This window comes from Rhodococcus sp. MurmanLake-1 (assembly GCF_056945715.1).
This window is the reverse complement of the sequence record NZ_JBWZNF010000006.1, coordinates 117,715-133,559: the sequence shown is the minus strand read 5'-3', so window position 1 is coordinate 133,559 and position 15,845 is coordinate 117,715. Positions and strand designations below refer to the sequence as shown.

Genomic DNA, 15,845 nt, shown 5'->3' with positions numbered 1-15,845 from the left:
CAAAAGAAGGGCCCCTCGCGGGGCCCTTCTTCGTGTTACGGAACGACTCGAGAACTAGTCGTTGTTGAAGTAGCTCAGCAGACGCAGGATCTCGACGTACAGCCAGACCAAGGTGACGGTGAGGCCGAATGCGACGCCCCAGGCTGCCTTCTCGGGCGCCTGTGCGCGGATCAGCTGATCAGCGGCATCGAAGTCGAGCAGGAAGCTGAAGGCTGCGATGCCGATGCAAACGAGGCTGAAGATGATGGCGAGCGTTCCGCCGTCACGCAGTCCCAGCCCGCCGTCGACGAAGAAGCTCGCGACGAGGTTGCCGAGCGCCAGAACGACAACGCCGATCAACGCGCCGATGATCATTCGCGTCAGACGCGGTGTCACCCGAATCGCGCCGGTCTTGTAAACCACGAGCATGCCGAAGAACACGCCGAATGTTCCGAGGACCGCCTGAGCGATCAGTGCCGATCCGCCGACGCCACCGAATTGAATATCGGTGAACATGAACGACAGCGCACCGAGGAACAGACCCTCGGCGACGGCGTACGCCAACACGATTGCCGGGTTGTCCATCTTGCGACCGAACGTCGCGACCAGAACCAGAACGAGGCCGACGAGACCGCCGCCGATGACCAGCGGGGCTGCAAGGTCGGCGTTGTTGTTGACGAGGAAGTACGACACCAGCGCCGAGATCGTCAGCACACCGAGCGTGATGCCCGTCTTGGTGACGACGTCGTCGATCGTCATGGCCCGCGAGGTGGGACCGGTCTGGTACGGCTCGGCCGGAGCGTACTGCGGCTGACCGAACTGCTGGGTTGCCTGCGAGGCGCCCGCCGTCGCAGATCCGAACGAGGCGTATCCGTTGCCCTCTTGCTTGGGCAGATTGCGGAACACCGGGTTGCTGGTGGTGCGCACCGTGATCATCCCTTCATCGTGGTGGCCTACGACGGGTGCGTCGCGGGTTCGCCGTACGGATCCGAGTTTCCGACACGGTCCGTGTACCTAACTAAAAGTAAAGCACTCGTAATTTACAACGTCGAAGCGTCGGTTGTAGTTCCCGGCGCATTTCCGGAAGATCAACACTCTTCGATACTAGGACGGTTTGACCGACTTCATCACGATGAACTTCGCGTTCTTCGCCATCGCCTCGCTCGGACCCACCGCGGCTTTCAGCGGTTCGCGATACCCCAGATGCGCGTTGTGAACAGTCCACAACTCGCCACCCGGACGCAGGACGCGACCGGCGGCTTCGAACATCTTGAGTGCTCCGCCGGTGTGCACCGCCGCGCCGACGTGGAACGGCGGGTTCAACAGAACCAGATCGGCACTCGCACTGGGCAACGAACTCACGGCGTCGTCGCGCAGGCCGCTCACCCGATCGCCGACGCCGTTAGCAGTTGCGGTCGCCAGAGCGGAAGCGACGGCTGCCGAGGACTGATCCGTTGCGATCACGTGGACATCCGGGAACTTACGCGCGATCGCCGCCGCGAGAATGCCGCTGCCACAACCCAGATCGATCACGTCGCTCAGCGGATCGACCGCAATCTTTCCGAGGTTCTCCAGGAGCAACCGGGTGCCGATGTCCAGGCTCGCACCGGCAAACACGGCGCCGTGAGCAACGACGTCGAGGTCGAACTCGTCGAGGCGTTCGGTCATCGGGAACGTGATGGCAACATCGGTCTTCGGTTCCGATGCCTTGAGTACGCGGGACTTCTGACGCCCACGCGAGGCGCTGACGTCGGAAAACGATTCGCCGAGAACCTTGTTCATCGCCGGGGTGATGTGCTTGTCACGCCCACCGGCGAAGACACGAACCGCCGGGTCGGCGTGGAGCGCGATCAGCTGAGCGATCTCGGCAAGTTCAGCGAGGCTACGCGGCAATTGCATGAGCACGACGCGGGCGCCGCTGAGCAACTCCTCGTCCAGTCCGTGGGAGGTGAAGGCATCACTGAAACCGAGTTCGCGCGCATTGTTCGCGAGGGCCAACTCTCCGGTGAGCGGATCCTGGTGAACCCGCACGCCGGCGATTCCGTGAACGAGCGCAACACCGGCGGTCAGCGCACCGTAGTGATCGCCGATCACGACGACGGTGCCCGCCGGTGCCGCGGCAAGAGCGTCGGCGGCCTCGTCGAGGATCAGACGATCAGCCGCGTCGACGGCAAAGAGATTGGGTGCCTCGACATCGGGGAATCGGCGCAGACGATCGAACAGTTCGGGTGTGTCGGACATGCAACCAGTCTTTCAGGTGAATCAGCTCAACACTCAATCCCTGGAAGTGCAGGTGATCAGTTCGACATCCACATCAGTTCGACATCCACTGCACGACGTTGTCGACGGTTTCGCGTTCGGTGCGGAATCCGTTCACCGGGTGGTCGGTATCGGGGTATCCGAACGAGATCGCGCACACGACCTTGCGAGTGTCGTCGATGCCGAAGTGCTCGTGAATGAACTTGGAGCTACCCGCGAGCGCCGCCTGCGGAATGGTGGCCACCCCCAGGCTCTGGGCCGCGAGCAGGAAGCTGTTCACGTACAACCCACAGTCGACGGCGCCGTAGGTGCCCAATGCCTCGTCGGTGGTGATGATCGCGACGTGGGGAGCGCCGAAGAGCTCGAAGTTCTTCATCGTCTGTGCCGCGGAACCGGCGCGGTCACCGTGCTCGATTCCGACGCTCGAATAAAGCGCCATCGCACAGTCGAACCGACGCGACTTGTAGATGCCCTGGTACTCGCGGGGGAACTCGAAGTCCGACTCCTGGGCGTTGGCCATCACGTACTCACCGAGGCCGGCGCGGAATCGTTCGGTGCCCTCTCCTTCGGTGATCGCAACCTGCCACGGTTGCGTGTTGCACCACGAGGGCGTCTTCTGCGCCAGCCGAAGGATCTCCTCGATCACCTCACGTGGCACCTGACGGTCCTCGTAGGCGCGGCAGCTGATCCGGGCATCGAGCAACCCTTCCAGGCTCGTATCCACGACGATGCTCTCGGTCATGTGTTCTCTCCTCGATCAGGCTGCACTACAACACTTCGCACGATAGAACTATCGCTTCAACGCAATAGTCATCGGGTCACCTTTGCGAAGGCCGACACCAGCTCGCCGAACTCCGACATCGCCGTGTCCGGATCCGGATCAACAGCTGCCAGCGCGACCAGCACATCGGTAGCACCGGATTCGAGCAGCTGTTCGGCACCGATCATCGTCGCCGGGAGATCGATCGAACCGTCAGCCCCGCGAACAACGGTCAGTCGCCCACGGACCTGCAATTCCGCTGGATCGCGTCCGAGATCCGCCATGGCCTTCCCGATGACATCGATCCCTTCACGTAGGTCGTCGTTCGCGGCGCCCATGATCGGAATCCACCCGTCACCCCAGGTTGCGACGCGTCGTACGACGGCTTTGGAGAGCGAACCGGATACCCAGATCGGGATTCCAGCGGCTGGACGGGGCGCGCAATACACGTCGTCGAACTTCAGACGAGGAGTGTCGATGCTCGCCGGCGCCGAACTCCACAGGGCCCGGCACACAGCGAGAGCGTCGTCGAGCAACGGTCCTCGTTTACCGAAGTCCATACCGACCGCGTCGTATTCGCGTTGCTGCCAACCGGTTCCGACGCCAAGGTCGAGGCGGCCACCGGACAGCAGATCGAGTGTCGCGGCAGTCTTGGCAAGTACCGCTCCCCCGCGAAGCGCCGCGATGACGATTCCGGTCCCCAAGCGAATTGTCTTCGTCTGTCCGGCAACAAAAGCCAGGACGGTCAGCGGTTCGAGCCAGTTGGCGTCAGGCTCGGTGGGGAACGCCGACCACGTATATGCCGAGTTGTCCGAGCCCATCACCACATGATCGGTGACGAGGACCCGGTCGAAGCCGGCAGCTTCCGCGCTCTGACAGACCTGCACGAGTTTCCCGTAGGAGTTCTCCGCGAGAGTGGTGCCGAAATTAGGAACGTTCAGACTGAAAGTTGTCATGTGTCAAGCCTTTCGGGGCCGGTTGGTCCAGCCGCCTTCTTCGGTGGGGAACCAGCCTCCGGCAGCGTGCGAGCCGCCGTCGACGTGGATGACGGTTCCGGTGATGTATCTCGCCAGGTCTGAAGCCAGGAACAGCGCGGGGCCGGCAATGTCGACCGGCTGGCCCGGTCCACCCAGCGGCGCCCACCCCGGCCACTTGTCCCAGTCGTCGGCAGGGACGATCCTGCGATACGGCACCTGTACCGACTCGATCAGATCCGGGGCAATGGCGTTGACGCGCACTCCGGTTCGACCGATCTCCACACCAAGACTTCTGGTGAACTGCGTCAGCGCGGCCTTGTATGCCGAGTACATGGTGTGGCCCGGGATCGCTCGATGCGCCTCCACCGTCGTCAGGTTCACGATCGATCCACCGACTCCGCGATCGATCATGCCGGGAAGCAGGGCATGGGTCAGGCGCACGACGTGATCGAAATTGATGTTGCCCGCCTCGGACCAGAATCCTGGATCCGTACCGGTGAACGCCGTCGGCGGGTTCAGGAAATGACCCACATTGTTCACCAGAACGTCCGGCGCGAACTCGGTCAACGCGACGGGGACCTCCTGTGCACGCACGTCGTACTCGAGATGGTTGATCGAACCACCTGCAGCTGAGTCGAATTCGACCTCGCCCAGCGGTGCCATGTCCACAACCAGAACTGACGCGCCATGCGAGGCAAATGCTCGAACGATCGCTGCGCCGATTCCCTGGGAACCGCCTGTGACCACTGCCTTCTTACCCACCAACATCGGCCCTGGGAAGTACGCCGATCCGACCACCACGAAGACACCCTTCTGCAGTTCGATGTGAATCACTTCGGCGTACCGTCACACATCGATCGCCAAAACGGGCGCAAAGTTCTCACTCAGTGGTAGCCGCGACACCCAGCCTGCTCGGACCGCCTGGTCGCTCATTCAAATAGTCCGGAATCTCGGCTGCCCGTATCGGCATTCCCTCCAGGTACCCCTGGATCACGTCACATCCGCACTCCGTCACTATCGCGCGCTGCCTCTCCGTCTCCACGCCCTCGGCGACGGTGTCCAGCCCGAGAGATTTGGCAATCGCGATGACGGCTCGCAGGACAGCGAACCTCGAATTCGAGGGATCCGCGTCCAGCGGTGCGACGAACGCCCGATCGATCTTCAACCGATCGAGCGGCAGCCGGGCCAAGCTGGCAACCGAGGAGAACCCTGTACCGAAGTCGTCCATCGCAATCGCGATTCCGAGCGCCGAGAGCTGTACCAACACATCTCGGTCGGCGTCGTCGATGACCAGCGATTCGGTCACTTCGATCTCGAGTCGGCTGGGGTGGAGGTTCACCTCGGTCAGTGTCTGGCGTACCGATTCGACGTATCGACTCGAACGCAGTTGCACCTGAGAAACATTGACGGCAACCCGAATGTCCTCCGGCCACGTTGTCGCTGCCGTGCAGGCAGCCCGCAAAACACCTGCACCGATCGGCACGATCAAGCCAGTTTCCTCGGCGACCGAAATGAAGTCTCCCGGCGAGACGAGACCTGACGTCGGATGGTTCCACCGCAGCAGAGCCTCGAACCCGACAACAACTCCCGTCGCGGCTGAAACCTGCGGTTGATAGACCAACTCGAACTCTTCGTCGATCAACGCACGACGAAGATCCAACAGTGCTCTGGCCCTACCTGTCGCACGATCCCGCAAAGTCGCATCGAAGGCGCGGATCTGGTTCCGACCGCTCTCCTTTGCGTGGTAGAGCGCGAGGTCCGCAACAATCACCAGGTCTTCGAGGCTGTCGGCGTCGTCGGGCATCGAGCCGTACCCCAGACTGGCACGAATGCGAATCTGGTTGCCGACCAGTGAAAATGGTCGTTCGAATGAGTCGAGAATCGTTTGGAATCGTTCCTCGACCTCATCTGCACTCGCGATGTCGTCGAAGGCGGAGTCGTCGAAGGCGATGGCAAACTCGTCACCCCCCAGTCGCCCACAGATCTCGTTCGATCGCAGAACGCTGTGCAGCCTGCTCGCAACATCGCGAAGCACGTCGTCTCCGACGTGGTGTCCCAACCGGTCGTTGATCGACTTGAAGTTGTCCAGGTCCAGAATCGCCAACCACACTCTGCGTCCGTCCCGAAGCCTCGACGAGAGCTGAGAGTTGAAGCTGTACCGATTCCTGAGTCCGGTCAGCGAATCGACTTCCGCCAGTCGCAAGATATTTTGACGCTGGTGATAGGAGTGCGTGATATCGGATCCGACACCGCGCCACCCGTAGTCTGCCCCGTCGCCGCTGCCCGGGTGACCTGACATCGACCACCAGCGAGTATCGCCCCTTACGACAACTTGCATGGTGAGGTCCCGAAACGCCGTCCCGGCTTGAAAATTCGCGGTGAGAAGATCAAGGGACTTCCTGCCCGCATCTGTTCGAGATGCGCCGATCCCGATCAGGATCTCGTGCATGGTGCGGCCCCGAATCTGCGCTGCCGGTAAACCGACCTGCTCGGCAAATCGGTACGACACGGTACTGGCGATACCGCGCGAATCGGTTTCCCAGAGCCAATCCTGTGCTCCGTCTTCGAGATCGTTGAGCAACAATTCGACGAGATCTCGTTCGTCCTCGGCTACGAGTTCGGCGCGTAGCCGTCTCTCGAAGAGGTTGGCCAACAGCAAAGTTCCGCTGTAGAGCGAACCTACGAAGATGACCAGCACCCCGATCAGCACGAAACGCGATGTACCCGGTTCCGTCCAGAACGCCCCGGCCAGCCCGACTCCCACCAGGCTGATCCAGACGACAGTGATTCCGCGAAACATCATGGTGGGAAACACGCCGACCGCGATCCCACCGATCAAGGTCGAACTCAGTACCAATTCGTCACCAGGATCGAGCATCGGGAAGAGAACGAGAGCCAAGCATGCCAGGAGCACTCCCCAGACAATGATTTCGACTGTGAGCACCACCAATTCGGTGGTCTGGGACTCTGAGACTCCCATACGCGAGCGCCGGAGCCAATAGACACTGAACCCAGCGCTCGACAACAGCATGACACTCGACCAGGCGAAGCTGAACCATCCGGCATCCACCGGCAGGAGCACCACGATCGCTGACAACGCAACCGCTGCAGTCAGAAACGACCACGGAAGTACGCGCGCGGTGAACCGCAGGCGTCGATCGAGTAAGCGACGGCGATCGTAATCCGAGAGGTGTTGTTCCGTGCCGCTACGACCGAGCTTGCGCACAGACGTCTCGACACGACGCCTACGGAGTACCGCCGGGTCATCCACGTCGGCCTGCTACCGCCGCTGCGACCGCGTCGACCGACATGACCCCTCCGGCGATGTATCCCTGAACAGTCCTCACCCCTGCAGCGGCCACGGACTTCAAGTCCTCCTCACCGTCGACTCCCGAGACGACGACCTCCATTCCCAGCGCGTCGACCAGATCCACGACAGCTTCGAGAATCGGCCGTCCACCAGGCGCTGCACCCGAAATGGAGCGTTCTATCCGGACTCGAGTGAACGGAAGGCCGGACAGTGATGCGAGCGAGGAGAATCCGGCACCGAACTCGTCCACGGTCAGCGCGATTCCCATGTCCGCGATCGCGTGCAATGCAGACTTGGACTCGTCGGTGATCGCCGAGGATTCGTTGAGTTGGAGCTCGAGCTGATGTGCGCTGGCGTCCGATCGTCGAAGCGAATCCCCTATCGAGTCGACAAAGGAATCCGATTCGAGCTGACGCGTCGATACCGCGACGGCTACCCGCAGGTGATCAGGAAGACGCGACGCCGCCTCGCACGCCAGCTCGAAGACGGTCGTTCCTAGTGAATAAGCCAAACCGGTGTCGTCTGCGACGCTCATGAATTCGGCGGACGTCACAGCTCCGAGGCGGGCGTTGTGCCAGACCACGCGGACCTCCACGGCCACGATCTCGCGGGAGAGCACGTCGATCCTGGGCAGCAGCTCGAGTTCGAGGTCCTTCTCCGCGACGGTGTTTCCCAGATCTTCGAGTAGGCGGGCCCGCCGATCGGCCACGGACTTCATCGAGTCTCGATATTCACGCACGGCCCCGCGCCCGGATTCCTTTGCCGCGAACAACGCGAGGTCCGCAGCGCCCATCATTTCGTCGGCGGAGGACGGCAGTTCGGCGGGGAGGTAGTACCCGATGCTGCATCCGATCTCCAACCGCGTGCCGGCCACTGTGATCGGCTCATGCAGAGTTTCGATGTAGCGGCCGAGCAGAGTACGAACTTGCGAACTGTCACCTACATCGGTGAAAAGAATCGCGAACTCGTCTCCACCCAGACGTGCGAACAACTGTGACATTCCGCCGGCTTCGGACAGGCGATCCGCGACCTCTCGCAGAACCGCGTCGCCAACGGTGTGACCCAGTGTGTCGTTGACCGATTTGAAGTTGTCGAGGTCGAGCATGGCCAACGCGAGACCACTTTCGCTTGTGTACGGATCGCGCAGCAGTCGCTCGAGCTCGGTCCAGAAGCTGTGTCGGTTCGGCATGCCGGTGAGTGCGTCCACCCGACCCATCCGCACGATCTCGTCACTCTGCAGTTTCACTTCCGTGACGTCGGAACCGACTCCCCGCCAGACGAACTCGTCGGGCGCGCGGCCGGGGCGCGGGCGTCCGGAGATCTGCCACCACCGGATTTCACCGTGCACTCGGACCGGAACGAGCACGTCGACGAATGCGGTCTTCGTGTGGCGGGCTTTCTGCAACTCCATGAGCGCATCGATTCCGCCGGGGATCCGTAGGGTGCCCAACTCCATGAACAGGTCCTGCCACGCCGTTCCCTGCAACTCGGTGGAGTCCAGCCCCGCTTCGACCGCGAGCCGCGTCGGGATTCGGTTGAACTTGCCTTTCTGGTCCGTCTCCCACACGAAGTCCCCCGCGTTGCCTTCGAAATCCTCGAGAAGCATCTGCACAACCGATCGTTCCGACGCGGCGCTCAATTCAGCTCGGTAGCGAGATTCCAGGTTGCCCGAGACCACTATCGTGCCGCCGATCAGAGCTGCGCCGTAGGCGATCATTCCAATGAGAATTCGTTCGAACTCGGGCCCCGGTTGAAGCCAGAATGCCACCCCGAGGATGACCATATTGGACAGGATCCAGGTGACCCCCACCATCCGCAACATCGCGGTGGCCACGGCTCCGGCTCCGGTGATGGATGTGGTGACCGCTATCAGGATCAGGTCGCCGGAATCGTCCAGGATCGGGTACAGGACCAGGGCGAGCGAGGAATACAGGATCCCGACTACAGCAAATTCGATGATGAGAAACGCGTAGGACATCCGGTACGTGGGTGCGATCAGGTTGAAATGAATGGCGAGACCGACGCACATCCCCACCAACCCGATCACTCCGGACAGGAATGGCCACAGACGCGGCAACGGTCCGCTGTCCGGCGGAATCACATACAACGTCAGCCCGAGTGTGACGACGAGGTGGACAGCAGCGGCCCACGGCAGCACGCCGAAGGTGACGGCTATCTGCTCACGAGTGACGTCATCGCGCTGCGCAGGCGTCAATCTTTCTCTCTGGTGGGGTTGCAGAAGAGACAGGACCGACATCACTTACCTCCCGCTCCCACGACGCAATTCGAATCGGACGTCCGACTCAGCAATTCTCTCGTAATTAGGCACTGCGGTGTCAACCAGTACGTCCGACCTATTTCGGAGTCAGGTCTGCCCACAGACACAGTAATCAGCAAACTACTGGTCTGCCGGTAGTTGGTGCGGCAAGTTTGATGCCGATGGGTTGAAATCAGACATGAGGGACAATGGCCGGAGATCGCCGATCACGTCGGTGGAGATTCCTCGACGGGTAACACGATCGGACTCATTCGAGTTCAGACAAGGACTATCACGATGGCAATCGACTACACCCGACGTTCCGGCGAGTCCACTCCGTCGCAAGCACCGGTCAGCCTGAGCAAGATCACGCTCACCAAATCGGCACCGACGGTCAACCTCGCGAAGGCGGGTGAACGACAAGGCAATATGCGCGTGAACCTCAACTGGTCGCAGGGAGCACCACCGAAGAAGACCGGTTTCCTCGCCAAACTCGCCGGCGCAGGTTCTGGCGCGGTCGACCTGGACCTCGGATGCCTGTACGAACTTGCCGACGGGTCCAAGGGAGTAGTTCAGGCCTTGGGCAACAGTTTCGGTTCACTGACTTCTCCGCCCTACATCTCCCTCGACGGCGACGACCGAAGTGGTGCGAACACCGGCGGCGAGAACATGCACGTCAATCTCGGTGACCCAAGCGCTTTCCGGCGAATCCTGATCTTCGCGATGATTTACGACGGCGCCCCCAACTGGGCGGCCGTGGACGGCGTCGTCACCCTGTATCCCACCAACGGCCCCGAGGTGGAAGTGCGGCTCGATTCGGCCAGCAACCAGCAGCGGTTGTGCGCAATCGCTCTCATCCAGAGTTCAGGTCAGGGCGTGACGGTGACCCGCGAAGTTCAGTACATCAACGGCAGTCAGTCAGATCTCGATCGGGCCTACAACTGGGGAATGAAATGGGCGGCTGGACGAAAGTAGGTGTCGCGGGCGGGGTGTCCCCCATCCGAATGACAATGCCTGAATCGTCCACAATGTCGCAAATTACTGGATAGTGTCGAGAAGTGGGGTCGGACATGAGGGGTCACGCTCGACACCGATAGTGGGTCGGTGACGCTATGTGCTTGGCGACACCGACGTTCGACCGGAAAGGCCCTCGATTTCCCCCGAGATCGAGGGTCTTTTCGTATCTTGCGTCACTGTTCGGACCCCTTTTATTAGTTGATCATTAAACTAAGCGTTCGTCCAACATGTACCGATGGAGAACGTGAATGTCCACGAATTCAGACCGACGCCCGCGCCTGCCCGTGAGAATCGCCTACCTCACCGCGGGAGTTCTCTTTGTCGCCGCCATGCTCCTGCTGGCAAGCGTCGTCAACCCTGACCGGGACCGCGATTTCTCCATGAACCACGTCCCCGCGGGGACGTCGGTGACTTCCGTCGTCGCCACCACTGACCTCGGCTAACGAAGGTACTGGTACGTAAGTGGCGCGCGTCACGAACTGTGGGTACCTTCAACGCCAATGGTTCGCCGTAGGTCGGTATTGAGAGGGACGGCCAACCACTGCCCTGCCTGGTTGCCCCACCCAAGCAGGCAGGGCACCCCTTCAACTCCATCGACTTTTCTGCGGATCCACGCCGACGCACTCTGGCGTCCGGACAGTTTCACCGCAGCGCCTGCAGTAATGGGTCCGATGCCCGCCATTCTCGGTCGAGGCACACCCGCACACCTCCCAGCCGACGAGGCACGTATTGGCCGTCAGCGGGTGTCCGTTCGGGCAGCGGTCCGGGGATCGCTCGGTTAGCCGCACCTCCACATTTTCGCACACACGTTCGATGCCTTGGTACTGCACACTGCAAATTCGATTGCACCGGCCGCTTCCGGTCAGCCCGAGCGCAACTATCCCTTCTGTCACTTCGGTCTGCTTTAATACGAAGGCTTTGTCGGGGGTTTACCAATGTCCGAAGTTGTCGAGTTTCTGCGAGCACACGCAGGCGAACACGGGGTTGAACTATGGGTTTCTTCAAGAAGGCGGCTGTGACTGCTCTAGCGGTCGCTGCAGTCGGAGCATCAACAGGGATCGCATCAGCTGATCCGTCGACCGACGTGAATTACGAAGCGAAGATCGTCGACAAGTCGATCGTCACCACTATCGACGCCGGGCTGTTCAAGGTATCCGGCGACGGCCACTCCGTCGTCTTGCAGGACAGCAAGGGAGCCGACCTTGTTTCCCTGCCTCTCGCATACAACCTCGGGGATCTGCAGTTCCCCTTCGATCGCACGATCAGTGAAGACGGTAAGACCCTCACACTGACACCGATCACCGATTCGGCGAAGGCAACACCTCGACCCGAGAGTGCTCCTGCGGCAAAGGAATGGACGCCGGTAGCGTCACCCGAGGAAAATGATCGGGCGATTGCGCACTTCCAGAGTCAGCTCGGTCTCGGCACTCAGGTCGGCAGCCTGCTCGGCACCATCGTCGGCGCCGGAATCGGTTGCGCTGTCGGTGCTCCGCTGGGCTTGACCATCGTCGGACTCCCCGTCGCTGCGGCACTGTGCCTGGGTGGTCTCGCAACAGGAGCCGGAATCGGCGGTGTCGCCGGAACGATCCTCGGTGGCGGCGGCGCGGCTGTCGTAGCCGGCATCGACCTCGTCAACACACTGAATGCGCCTGCAGGGACGACTGTCTGGGCCCAGTAGCCACTTGGTGAGCAGTCGTTGCTTCACGGAAAACCCCGCCCGTCCGCATGAGGACGAGCGGGGTTTTCAATACCTCACTGAATGTTGGACTGCGCCCCGTCGGGCTCGAACCGTTACTCACTGCAGTTAGGGCACAACGACCACATTGAGTTGGGACCCGAATTCTGCGGGCCTGCCAGTGACGCAGCGCACGAAGATCCAGAATATCAGGCCGCGACAAATCCTGATGGCTTAGCGAACTCGCAATCGCGTACAGCAAACTCATGGGTGAAAAAATTAGACCTGACCAAGGCGCAACTACTCGTTGGCTATGTGATTCAATTATCGAGACCACGATACTGAGCGACGAACTCAATGTGGATCAACAGAATATCGTCGACGAATCGAGCCGCATCGACGTGCTCTACGGTACGATTCTCATGACTTTGTTCGTCTCGAAAGCCTTCGACTCGATCCACTCATGACCGTGTATTCCAACTGATGATTCTTCCTGCACCGGGATACTCGACCGATCGGTAGAAGTGGGCGCGCTCCGATATCGACTCGTTCAGATAGCCGGAACCGACCGTGATTTAGAAGTGGAATCTCCAGCGCACGCCCCTGGCTGCCGATGGCGCGGCACCGAGGCGTCATCGAATGTCAGTCCAGTAAATGAGAGAATTTTAAGAACACCTTTGGAACTTGCGGCGGCTGTCGTGCCCGACTGGCCAGTCCATTGGCACTCACGGCACCGAGCTAGCAGGACGCAGAGCGGAGCCCGGCGTTGCGCGGTCAGAACTTTGCGGCGATCGCCGATTGAGGCCGTAACGGCGGAAGGTATAACGCCGTCACTGCTATTCCTCGATTCGCTTGAGTCGTCGGGCGGAAGAAACCGAGAGAACGGCTGAACATTCAGCTGATAAGTGGCACGATTTCATCATCTTTTCGTAGTTGCCGTTCAGCGACCAAAGTCGCTGCAATCGCTACCAGTCCGGCGACAAGTAGATACGCGCCGCGCATGTTCATGATGTTGACGCATGGATCATAGCCTCGCGTGGTGCAGATTTCGGTCATGTGGTTTCCATCCCACCAAAGGAGGGCGATACCGATTACCGTGACGCAACCTGCAATTGTCCACAGTCCGCTGATCACTGCCTTCTGGTTCTGATTCATAAGCTGATTAGTACCAGATCGTTTCGGACCCCTATTCGATGCGGGTGGTTTTTCGATCGCGTGCGGGTTATTTCACCCTCCGACAAATACGGATCACGGACCTTCTACCAGCAATTTCACTGTGCCCCCAGCCGGACTCGAACCGTTCTGGGCATGCAGGTTAGAGGAAATCTCTTGTGCACCTTACTTTTTCCCGCCTGATCTTACCTCAACTCGAACGTCCTTACTGCAACAATGTGGGCAGAGACCACAGAGAGCCACAGTTGGGTTGATGCGACCAACGTCAGTGATCAATTCAGTGATCGTGGTCAAACTGCTCATGCTCTTTGATATAGCGCCACAGTTCGACAGTCGACACCTTCCTCCCCCCGCCCGATGCGGACACACTTCAACTTGCCATCTCGCCATAGCTCTCGAACGGTTGTCTGGTCCCCCCGAGGAACTCGCCAGCTTGAACGGCGGTGAGTAGACGCGGAGTTATGACGTCACGGTCTACTGGCTCGGTGACGTCCGGTTGTCTGCTCAACGCAAGTTTGTCGATCGCGAGGCGCGTGAGGATCATGCGAAGTTCGCTGACGATAGCCGGCGAGGCGAGATAACAATCGGTTCAGTTTTGGCCATACACCGATTGAAACTCAGAGCACCGGCCATAGTATTTCCACATACACCTTCACGCGTGTCCGGACGGTCTGGTATGTATTTGTCACCGATCTGTTGAGAGGACCCAGGGCAATGGGCATCATCCGCAAAACCATCAGCATCAGTACTGCAGGCGTCGTTCCGTTCCGCAATACCGAGGAGCGCACCGCGAAATACACGAAGCAGACCCGCAATGCTGCACGCGCTCAGGTCGTTCAGCAGGGCGTGAATCTAGACCTTCAGCGTCAGCAACTCGCGGCACTTAACCACGCGAACACTCGCGAGGAACTGCGTCCGAACACCACACCCGCGAACTGGTATCCGGACCCCGGAAACCCTGGCTACATCCGGTGGTACGACGGCGCCCAGTGGACCTCCCACGTGCAGCCATCTGCGACTCCCCCACCGCCTCCGAGTTACTAATTCAGACAAGGTATGCATTTGCGATGAAGAAGACTCTCACGATCGCCGCCCTAGCCGGCGCGCTGGTCCTCGCAGGTTGCAGCAAGAACGAACCGCAATCGGTATCCGAGCCGGTCATGCCTTCCACTTCTGCCAGCGAAGTGGCAGCCACAACGTCGGCAGCCGCCACGACCACGAAACCCGGAAGTGGCGTTCTCGCACCCAATGAAATTGGTGTCTCGAAGAACTACGGCATCGAGACCAGCATCCTCTCGGTGACTACCGAACAGTCATCGTCATACGGGCCGCTCACTGTTTTCACACTTCAGCTCAACAACGGCAGCGACGAAATCTTCGAGGGATACAACTTCCCAACCCCTACCCTGACGTACGGGGAGGCTGGGTTGCCTGCCGAATCGCAGTTCTCGATTTCTGATGGTTTCGGCGACGGTGTTAAGGGATCGATTCCACCAGGATCCCGACAAACCGTGAAATATGCCTACGACGTCGACATCGCAGAATTGAATCCCGCTGTGGTGACGATCGGGTCGATCGTCTGGAAGGGCGACTTCACCGCCTTCTCACGCTAACCAGCTGTTACATCCGAAGGCCCCACCAAACGGTGGGGCCTTCACCGCATGCAGACCGAAAAGCCCGGTTCGGATGATGCTGACAGATTGCTGCACGCGATGATTCTCGGACAACAGAGAACAGCCCCGGCGGATACGGCAAACACCCCCAAGGCCCGGCCGACAGGCGAAATGTCGACATGAAAAATAGAAGCGCCTTGTCGCGACGGCTTAGCGATGCCAAGGCACTAAGGTATGACCCCGCCATAGCCGCGCGGAGTGTGACTAGTACGCCGACCTGAGGTCGGCGACACAAACCTCTGACGGCCATGTCCCCTTGAGATATCCAGCGGTCTGAGTGGGCCATCGTTGAGAGGTGTCATGCCGAAGTTCAGAAACAAGTTCGCCATGACAGCACAGTTTTCAATTCTGCTCAGATGTTTCGACCGAACAACGGAAAGGTCCGCGGGCGCACGACAAGGAATGACTCCTGGCTCAGTGGAGCTGTAGCTCGATGACAGGAAGGCTGCCGCTGCCGCACGCGAAGCCGAGGGTAAGAACCCGACAACTCCCCCATTTCCTCGCGTCACCGCGCACGACCTCCGGCACACGGCCGCTTCCTTGGCAATCTCCGCCGGCGCGAACGTGAAGGCAGTAGAAGATGCTCGGGCACACGAGTGCAGCCATGACTCTCGACGTCTACGCCGACCTTTTCGACGACGACCTGAATGCAGTCGCGGCGAAGTTGGATTCAGTTGTGGGCAAATTGTGGACAGAGACTGCGTGAGCGTTCGAACTAGCTACCAGAAAACGCCTCTGAACTACATGTTCGAATATCCAATTCTT

The 15,845-nt window shown here is 60.3% G+C and carries 14 protein-coding genes and 1 pseudogene; 6 read left to right on the top strand and 9 right to left on the bottom strand.

Translation table 11 applies throughout. The features are described from left to right. Positions 1 to 54: 54 nt before the first annotated feature. The 7 genes from AC2ETI_RS18375 to AC2ETI_RS18345 all read right to left on the bottom strand — a co-directional run bounded on the left by AC2ETI_RS18375 (position 55) and on the right by AC2ETI_RS18345 (position 9,542). Positions 55 to 906: a Bax inhibitor-1/YccA family protein gene (locus tag AC2ETI_RS18375; RefSeq protein WP_007728810.1), complete on the bottom strand. Its 852-nt coding sequence runs from the start codon at positions 904 to 906 to the stop codon at positions 55 to 57. Positions 907 to 1,083: 177 nt separating this feature from the next. Continuing rightward, positions 1,084 to 2,220, bottom strand: coding sequence for a class I SAM-dependent methyltransferase (locus tag AC2ETI_RS18370; protein WP_264613118.1), 1,137 nt, complete (start codon positions 2,218 to 2,220; stop codon positions 1,084 to 1,086). A 73-nt stretch (positions 2,221 to 2,293) separates the two neighbouring features. Further along, complete coding sequence (locus AC2ETI_RS18365; RefSeq protein ID WP_020908534.1) at positions 2,294 to 2,980, bottom strand: nitroreductase; 687 nt, start codon at positions 2,978 to 2,980, stop codon at positions 2,294 to 2,296. Between the two features lie 68 nt (positions 2,981 to 3,048). Next, on the bottom strand, positions 3,049 to 3,954 hold the full coding sequence (locus AC2ETI_RS18360) for a TIGR03619 family F420-dependent LLM class oxidoreductase (RefSeq protein ID WP_483634197.1): 906 nt from the start codon (positions 3,952 to 3,954) through the stop codon (positions 3,049 to 3,051). A 3-nt stretch (positions 3,955 to 3,957) separates the two neighbouring features. Then, positions 3,958 to 4,809 carry an SDR family NAD(P)-dependent oxidoreductase gene (locus AC2ETI_RS18355; RefSeq protein ID WP_021332745.1) on the bottom strand — a complete coding sequence of 284 codons (852 nt, stop codon included), beginning with the start codon at positions 4,807 to 4,809 and terminating at the stop codon, positions 3,958 to 3,960. Between the two features lie 46 nt (positions 4,810 to 4,855). Beyond that, complete coding sequence (locus AC2ETI_RS18350; RefSeq protein ID WP_483634196.1) at positions 4,856 to 7,246, bottom strand: putative bifunctional diguanylate cyclase/phosphodiesterase; 2,391 nt, start codon at positions 7,244 to 7,246, stop codon at positions 4,856 to 4,858. After that, positions 7,239 to 9,542, bottom strand: coding sequence for a putative bifunctional diguanylate cyclase/phosphodiesterase (locus tag AC2ETI_RS18345; protein ID WP_256063448.1), 2,304 nt, complete (start codon positions 9,540 to 9,542; stop codon positions 7,239 to 7,241). The genes AC2ETI_RS18350 and AC2ETI_RS18345 overlap by 8 nt, the downstream gene beginning before the upstream one ends. A 297-nt stretch (positions 9,543 to 9,839) precedes the next feature. Between AC2ETI_RS18345 and AC2ETI_RS18340 the strand changes: the two genes are divergently transcribed. The 3 genes from AC2ETI_RS18340 to AC2ETI_RS18330 all read left to right on the top strand — a co-directional run bounded on the left by AC2ETI_RS18340 (position 9,840) and on the right by AC2ETI_RS18330 (position 12,237). Beyond that, positions 9,840 to 10,517, top strand: coding sequence for a TerD family protein (locus tag AC2ETI_RS18340; protein ID WP_483634195.1), 678 nt, complete (start codon positions 9,840 to 9,842; stop codon positions 10,515 to 10,517). Positions 10,518 to 10,807: 290 nt separating this feature from the next. Then, positions 10,808 to 11,002: a hypothetical protein gene (locus AC2ETI_RS18335; protein ID WP_029255862.1), complete on the top strand. Its 195-nt coding sequence runs from the start codon at positions 10,808 to 10,810 to the stop codon at positions 11,000 to 11,002. 548 nt (positions 11,003 to 11,550) lie between these two features. Further along, complete coding sequence (locus AC2ETI_RS18330; protein ID WP_060939524.1) at positions 11,551 to 12,237, top strand: DUF8020 domain-containing protein; 687 nt, start codon at positions 11,551 to 11,553, stop codon at positions 12,235 to 12,237. Between the two features lie 891 nt (positions 12,238 to 13,128). Here the strand turns inward: AC2ETI_RS18330 and AC2ETI_RS18325 are convergent. After that, a complete protein-coding gene (locus tag AC2ETI_RS18325; RefSeq protein ID WP_193595091.1) occupies positions 13,129 to 13,389 on the bottom strand; it encodes a hypothetical protein in 261 nt (86 codons plus the stop codon). A gap of 388 nt (positions 13,390 to 13,777) precedes the next feature. Continuing rightward, the gene (locus AC2ETI_RS18320; protein ID WP_270008079.1) at positions 13,778 to 13,951 is read right to left on the bottom strand and encodes a hypothetical protein; all 174 of its coding nucleotides are present in this window, start codon (positions 13,949 to 13,951) and stop codon (positions 13,778 to 13,780) included. 170 nt (positions 13,952 to 14,121) lie between these two features. On the opposite strand from AC2ETI_RS18320, the gene AC2ETI_RS18315 reads away from it, so the two are divergent. The 3 genes and pseudogenes from AC2ETI_RS18315 to AC2ETI_RS18305 all read left to right on the top strand — a co-directional run. Then, complete coding sequence (locus tag AC2ETI_RS18315; RefSeq protein WP_193595090.1) at positions 14,122 to 14,451, top strand: DUF2510 domain-containing protein; 330 nt, start codon at positions 14,122 to 14,124, stop codon at positions 14,449 to 14,451. A 23-nt stretch (positions 14,452 to 14,474) separates the two neighbouring features. After that, positions 14,475 to 15,020: a hypothetical protein gene (locus AC2ETI_RS18310; protein ID WP_317558793.1), complete on the top strand. Its 546-nt coding sequence runs from the start codon at positions 14,475 to 14,477 to the stop codon at positions 15,018 to 15,020. A gap of 558 nt (positions 15,021 to 15,578) precedes the next feature. Continuing rightward, positions 15,579 to 15,786: pseudogene (locus AC2ETI_RS18305) on the top strand (tyrosine-type recombinase/integrase); the annotation flags it as partial. Between the last annotated feature and the right edge of the window lie 59 nt (positions 15,787 to 15,845).